A 1002-nucleotide genomic window follows, 5' to 3' on the forward strand; every position below is an offset into this window, starting at 1 on the left:
ATCCACGCCCACCCCCACCGACACCGACACCGACACCACACGCCACAGACTTGTGGAATCCAGCCCCACAGCACCGAGTCCGCCCCCGGGCACGCCGCACCCCGCCCCGCAGCCGCCGCCGAACAGCAGGCCCCTGAACCCGTCTCCTTCGCAGGCCTCGACCGCCAGACCCGCCGCCGTCCGGGTGAGAAGGAGGCTGCTACCGCGCCATTGCGGCTGGTCAGAACCCGCGCCGACAGGACGTACTGCTCCGCTGAGCACCGTGTCCGGCCGCGCGGACACCGGCTCGCGCCACGGGGCCAGCGCGGCGTCGAATCCAGCGAGCGGCTGGATGACCACCTGGCGTTATGTGATCTTGTTCGTGATGCGCACCAGGATCGCGTGCGAGTTCCTGCCCCAGGATCTGGGGTTCGGTTCGGGGCTGACAGTGATGATGTAGATGAGCACCTCCCGCCGGGGTCTGCGCCAACGGCTGACTGACCTTGGGTCCTCAACGGGATCTGTCGGCCTCGGCTGGGAGGTGCTCGTGTGCACTCATCGGACGTTGCGGGGTGACCTTATAGCGCCTCTGTGTGTCAAGCGGTTCGGGCCAGGTGGTTGCGTTGATCGCGTTTCATGATCCGGTAGACCACCTTGGACAGCCGTCGTTTCAGGGCCCGGCGGGCCTCTGTGGGCGTCTTGCCTTCGGCGATCTTGCGCAGGTAGTAGTCCTGGCCGCGTCCGCCGTCGCAGATCTGGCAGACGGCGATAATGTGCAGGACTGAGTTCAGCGCGCGGTTTCCGCCGGTGTTGAGCCGGTGCCGGAGGTTGTTGCCGCTGGAGGCGTCCAGGGGTGCGCTGCCGGTGTAGCTGGCGAAGTGGTGCTCGGTGGGAAAGTGAGCTTCCCCCCGGAGCACGGACATCTGATCTGAGGTCACCGGCGATCATCAGGAAGGATGTCCGCCATGCCCTCACCACACCCGCCCGAGTTCCGCCGCCGCGCGGTCGAGCTGGCCCGCCAGG

The 1002-nt window shown here is 67.5% G+C and carries 2 protein-coding genes; both read right to left on the reverse strand.

Annotated elements, in window-relative coordinates:
- Positions 1 to 339 (reverse strand): hypothetical protein (locus E1285_RS47040; protein WP_207947323.1); only part of this gene is annotated, 339 nt, incomplete at its 3' end.
- A gap of 236 nt (positions 340 to 575) precedes the next feature.
- The gene (locus E1285_RS45140; RefSeq protein WP_207947324.1) at positions 576 to 902 is read right to left on the reverse strand and encodes a transposase; all 327 of its coding nucleotides are present in this window, start codon (positions 900 to 902) and stop codon (positions 576 to 578) included.
- Between the last annotated feature and the right edge of the window lie 100 nt (positions 903 to 1002).

It is taken from the genome of Actinomadura sp. 7K507, from assembly GCF_004348425.1.
Lineage (GTDB): Bacteria > Actinomycetota > Actinomycetes > Streptosporangiales > Streptosporangiaceae > Spirillospora.

What these genes read in the sequence shown, in the direction of transcription:
- E1285_RS45140 (WP_207947324.1), bottom strand. Translation starts at nt 902, where the DNA reads ATGTCCGTGCTCCGGGGGGAAGCTCACTTTCCCACCGAGCACCACTTC.